Source organism: Streptomyces sp. NPDC033131, assembly GCF_055578365.1.
Window position 1 is genome coordinate 1 of the sequence record NZ_JBVIPA010000101.1, and the last position, 5,106, is coordinate 5,106.

The 5,106-nt window shown below is 70.1% G+C and carries 1 protein-coding gene; it reads left to right on the plus strand.

The features are described 5' to 3' along the window. Window positions 1-213: 213 nt before the first annotated feature. Window positions 214-4,944: a MobF family relaxase gene (gene mobF / locus ACZ5XS_RS45555; RefSeq protein ID WP_468661610.1), complete on the plus strand. Its 4,731-nt coding sequence runs from the start codon at window positions 214-216 to the stop codon at window positions 4,942-4,944. Window positions 4,945-5,106 lie beyond the last annotated feature (162 nt).

Genomic DNA, 5,106 nt, shown 5'->3' on the forward strand with positions numbered 1-5,106 from the left:
CCTCTCGCGCTCTCCCGATCCATGGCTGATCTTTCCTTGCGTCCTTCCCTTGTCTCCGCTTGCTCTCCTCTCTTGCTTGCCCTTGTCGATCTCCTCTCCCATCTGCCTACTTGCCCTCTCCACCCCCTTCTCTTCCCTGATCTTGATTCCTGAGCCACCTACTAACTTCAACACACCCTTGCATTACCATCCGATGGCCCGTACCGTGATCACATGACCGCTACTGTGAGCCCGGGATCAGACCCGGGATACCTCATGAACGCGGTCGGTCGCGGCGGTGAGCACTACTACCTGAAGTCCATCGAGCAGGCCGGAGAACCGGCCGGGATCTGGCTCGGGAGCGCTGCAAACGATCTTGGTCTGACTGGAGAAGTCGACCATGAGCTGATGAGCGACATGTACTCGAAGTTCACGCACCCGGGCCTCCACGCGGAGGTCCGGGCGTCACTCTCTGCGATCACGGCCGAGCCCGGATCGGACGAGTACAACGCCCAGGTGGCAGCCATCTACGACGAGGCGCGGGTGGGCCGGAAGCCGTACGACTACACCAAGTCGACGGAGGAGAAGGTGGCCGCCGCGCTGGAGAAGCTGGGGCCGGATTCGACGCCCGAGCAGCGCCGCGCGGCGGAGCTGAAGGTGCGCCAGAACGCCCCCTCCAGCCGCTCGTACTACGACGTCACGTTCTCCGCGCCGAAGTCGTACAGCCTGCTGCACGCCGGGTTCCAGATCGAGGCCGCGCGGCTCCGCGAGGCCGGGGACCTGGAGGGTGCGGCGGCCGCCGCCGAGAAGGCCAATCAGGTCTGGGAGTGCCTGATGGAAGGCGTCCAGGCGGGGCTGGAGTTCCTGGAGGAAGAGGCCGGATACGCCCGCGACGGACGCCACGGTGCGAAGGACCCGGACGGGGCGCCGATGGGCCGCCAGGTCGACGCGCACGCGTGGACGATCGCCAGCTTCCGGCAGCACACCAGCCGTGACTCGGACCCTCAGCTGCACATCCACAACGCGATCTGGAATCGCGTGGAATCGTCGTCCGTCGACCCTGTGACCGGCGAAGTCACGTCGAAGTGGCTCGCGATCGACGGACAGGAGATCTACCGGCACACCAAGGCGGCCGGGCACATCTTCGAGAAGGTGTCGGACGAGGCCCTGTACCGCAAGATGGGCTTTCGCGTGGCCACCCGCCCGGACGGGATGGCCCGCGAGATCGTCGGCATCTCCGAGGAGAAGCGCGACAAGTACAGCTCCCGCCGGCGGACCATCACCAAGGGCACTGCCGAGCTGGCCAAGGCGTACGAGGAGCGGACCGGCCGGGCACCGGGCGCCCACGAGCTGGCCCGCATGGCGCAGTGGGTCAACCTGACCGAGCGGAAGAACAAGGTGGAAGCCGTCCCGCGCGAGCAGCTGCTGGAGCGCTGGGAGGCCGACATGGTGGCCGACACCCGCGAGTCGCTGGCCGACATTCCAGCGCAGGTGGAACGCGCGTCCGCCGACCTGGAACGCGACGGACGTACGCTGGAATCGGGCCTGGAATTCGACCCGACGAAGGTCGTGCGGCAGGCGATCGAGAACGCCCAGGACCAGAAGTCGACGTGGCGTCGAGGTGACCTGATCGTGGAGATCACCAAGGAGCTTCCGGACTGTCTCGGAGGGCTGGAACGCCACCAGGTGACCGCCCTCGTCAACGAGCTGGCCGACGCCGCGCTGCAGCCCGGGGCGGACACGGCCGTGGTCCGGCTGACCGCCCGCAACCTCGTCCCGCTCCCCCCGGAGCTGTGCCGCGAGGACGGGCTGTCGGTCTACGCCCGCCACGGCGCCCGCCGGTACGCCACGGAGGCCCACCTGGAGCGGGAGGGCCGCATCATCGCCAAGGCCACCGAGCTGGGAGCCCCCGCCGTGGGCCGCGAGGCGATCGAGGAGGCCGTGGCTGGCGCCGGGCTGAACGAGGGACAGGAGAAGGCGTTCCGCTCCATCCTGGCCAGCGGCCGCCGCATGGAGGTCGTGGCCGCCCCCGCTGGAACTGGAAAGAGCCGCCTGGCGGGCGCGATCCACGACGTCTGGACGCAGGAAGTCGGCCCCGTGATCGGCCTCACCGTCAGCCAGCGCGCCGCCCGCGTGCTGTCCGACGAGGGCGTGGCGAACGCCGCGAACATCGCGAAGTTTTTGGACACCAACCGCCGGTTGGAATCGGGCACCGCGGTGTCGGACGAGGACCGGAACGCGTGCCAGCTCCGGCCCGGCCAGCTGATCCTGGTGGACGAGGCGTCCATGGCCGAGACGGGCCAGCTGGACGAGATCCGCCGGTACGCCGACCTGGCCGGGGCGAAGGTGCTGTACGTGGGCGACAACGCCCAGCTCAGCAGCGTGGGCAGCGGTGGGGTGTTCTCTCAGCTGACCGAGGATCTGCCGAACGTCCACCGCCTGGACGAGGTGATGCGCTTCAACTCCGACTGGGAGAAGGAGGCGTCCCTGAAGCTCCGCAAGGGCGAGGTGGACGTGCTCGCGGAGTACGAGACCCGCGGCCGTCTGCGCGCTGGAACGCGCGAGGAGATGGTGGAAGCCTCGTACCAGTCGTGGCTGGTGGACCACACGGGCGGGAAGGACGCGGTACTCATCGCGCCGACCACGGCCCAGGCCGACGAGCTGGCCGCCCGCGCCCGCGCCGACCTCGTCCGGCTCGGAGAGGTCGAGGCGGACGGCATCGAGCTGGAGGGGCGCGGCCTCACGGTCGGCAAGGGCGACATGATCCAGCTCCGGGACAACAACCGCCGTCTGACCAGCGCATCCGGTGACCGGTTCGCCACCAACCGCGATGTGGTCAAGGTGCTGGGCATCGCGGAGGACGGCTCCGTGACCGCCGCCTACGACGACGGGGACACCGTGTCCCTGCCGTCCTCGTACGTGCAGAAGCACGTGGACCTGGCGTACGCGGGCACGATCCATTCCACCCAGGGGCGGACCGTTGGAACGGCCCACTCCTACTGGGACGGCTCCGGTTCGCTGGAGGCGTTCTACGTCGCGATGACACGCGGGCGTGAGCGGAACACCGCCTACATGTCCACGGACATGCCGGGCGTGCCCGAGGACCAGCGGCCCGACCCGATGACCCTCTACAAGCAGACTCTGGAGAATTCCAGCGTCGAGAAGTCTGCGACGCAGGTGCAGCGCGAGGAGCTGGAATGGTCCAGCTCCCTGGCGAAGCACTCGTACGAGCTGGAAGACCTGGCGACCAAGGACGCGGAGAAGAAGTTCGGCCGGGTCCTGTTCGAGAAGCTGGGCGACAAGTTCTCGAAGGTCCGCGACAGCGAGGCGTACGGCTCCCTCATCCGTCTGGGCCGCAGCGCCGAAGCCGCCGGCCACGACGCCATGGAGATGATGCGCAGCATCACCGGGGGCGACCTGGCCGACGCCAAGGACGTGGCGAAGGTGCTGCACTGGCGGGCGGAGCGGGAGCTGGAGGCCGCCGACCGGCGCCAGGTCCAGGCAGACGAGGCCCGGGTGCGCGAGGCCGTCGAGACCCAGGAACGCACTGTCAACGACCTCATGGCCGAGCTGTCCGTGGCGCCCGTCGCCCACGCGGACCGGTCGATCAGCGAGGAGGCGCAGGCCGAGGCGATGCGGCAGGCCGAGGCCATGTCGCAGGCTCCGGTCCTGGCCTGGAACGGCAGCCAGGAGGACGCCCTGGCCGCGCAGCAGGCAGTCATCGGGGCGCAGGTCATCGACCCGATGGAGACCCAGCGGGCAGCGGAGGCCGCAGCAGTCGAGCAGGCGCGGCAGCAGGAAGCGATGGACCAGGCCATGGCCATGTCGCTGGGCGCCGAGGTGCTGCACGGCGGGCAGGAGACGCAGGAACGGGCCCGGATCGTGGAGGAGCGCCAGGCCGCCGCCGAGGAGCGCGCCGACTGGCGGAACCGGGCCGCCGAGATCGAGGGCCCGGAAGGCGAGTACGCCCGGGGCGTCGCGGAGCTGGCCGAGCAGAAGCGCCTGGAACTGGGACAGCAGCTGTTGGAACAGGCCGAGGCCGGCGAGTTGCCGCAGTGGGCGCAGAAGCTGGGACCGGTCCCCGAGGACCCGACCTGGCGGGAGCGCTGGATCGAGCGGGCCGGGTCGGTCGCCGCATTCCGCGAGGCGCACCAGCACGAGAACGAGCGCGACGCGATCGGCCAGCGGCCGGGCCGCGGTGCGGTCGACGTCCGCATGGACTGGGACCGTGCGTACCGCGCGCTGGGCGAGCCCGAGGACCGGATGGAGCTGGTCGGAGCGTCGGACGCCACGCTGCGGCGCATGGTCGAGCGGTACGACCGCGAAACCGAGTGGGCCCCGCCGCACGTCGCCGGGCAGCTCCGCGAGGTCAGCGAGTCCCTGTCGGACGCCGAGCGCGCATCGGTCCAGACGTACATCAAGGCGATGGAGGCCGAGACCCCCGAGCAGGCGCAGGAGCTGCAGGAGGCCGTCGAGGGGTACGAGGCCCTGACCGCTTCGCTTGCCGAGGACCGCGAGAAGCTGGAAAAGGTCCACGAGGCGCGGCAGGCGTGGCACGAGCACACCGAGCCGACGCGCGAGCAGGCACAGGAGGCGCAGCGTCAGCTGGAACTCCGCGCACCGGAGCCGGAGCCCGTGGAACTGCCGGAGGACGTGCAGCCGTCCGCCGTGGAACCAGAGCTGGAACAGGAGCGCCAGGCCGAGCCCGCCCGCCTGCAGCCGGAGCAGGAAGCCGAGACACTGCGGCAGTCGCGCGAGCGGGCCCACGAGACCGCGCCCAAGCTCACGGGCGAGGAGCTGCAGGAGGCCGTCCGGACCGCCGGGCGGGCAACGGAGATCCTGTCCGACCGCGAGCAGACGCGGCAGATGGAGGAGGCCGAGCGGACCCGGCGCGACGAACCCCAGGTCGTCCAGGCGCCGGAACCCCCCGCGGTCGAGGTCAAGGGCCGCGAGGTCGAGATGTAGTCGGGGCTCACCCCCGACGAGGGGCGGACTGCCACCAGGCGGTCCGCCCCTTCTCTGTTACTCGAGCGCGGGTTACTGAGCGGGGCTCCGCCCCACACCCCGGCCACCCTGCGGAGGGGGTGGGGGGCACCGATCGTGTGTGCGGGTTGTGGGTGGTGGAGA